At 50.2% G+C, this 544-nt stretch carries 1 protein-coding gene; it reads right to left on the bottom strand.

The window, feature by feature from the left end; all coding sequences use genetic code 11:
- Window positions 1-102 precede the first annotated feature (102 nt).
- The coding region (locus EXE45_RS17590) for an NAD-dependent epimerase/dehydratase family protein (protein ID WP_137695095.1) at window positions 103-544 on the bottom strand (442 nt) is incomplete at its 5' end.

Raw genomic sequence — 544 nt, 5'->3', positions numbered from 1 at the left:
CGACCGATACGAACAGTTGTACCAATGGTGTCTCGGACGGGGATCAAAACCGAAGTTCGACGAGACTTGGAAAGCCGATACAATTAATCGTATACAGCGGAGCTAGAAGTTCTGTTCTTCGAAGTGTTCGATAGTCCTGCGTAGCCCCTCGTCGAAATGGACTATCGGTTCATAGTCGATAGTTTGACTCCCCCATTCGAGATCGGCCAGAGAGTGGCGAACGTCGCCGGGTCTGGGGCTGTCGTAAATCGGGCTGATATCAGTACCGAGGTGTTCGTTGATCCGCTCGACGAGTTCGTTCACCGTCACACGATTTCCACAGCCAACGTTACAGACGACACCACTAGCGTCGCTCTCAGCAGCACCGACGTTCGCCGCAATGACGTTGTCGATGAAAGTAAAGTCTCGCGACTGTTCACCGTCACCGAAAATAGTCGGTCGTTTTCCTTCCATCATTATACTGATAAATTTTGGAATAACAGCAGCGTATTCTCCGTTTGGATCTTGCCAAGGTCCGAAAACGTTGAAGTATCGTAAACACACC

It is taken from the genome of Halorubrum sp. SP9 (assembly GCF_005435015.1).
GTDB lineage: Archaea > Halobacteriota > Halobacteria > Halobacteriales > Haloferacaceae > Halorubrum > Halorubrum sodomense.
Note: the sequence above shows the minus strand (reverse complement) of the source record. Positions and strands in the feature narration are given on the sequence as shown.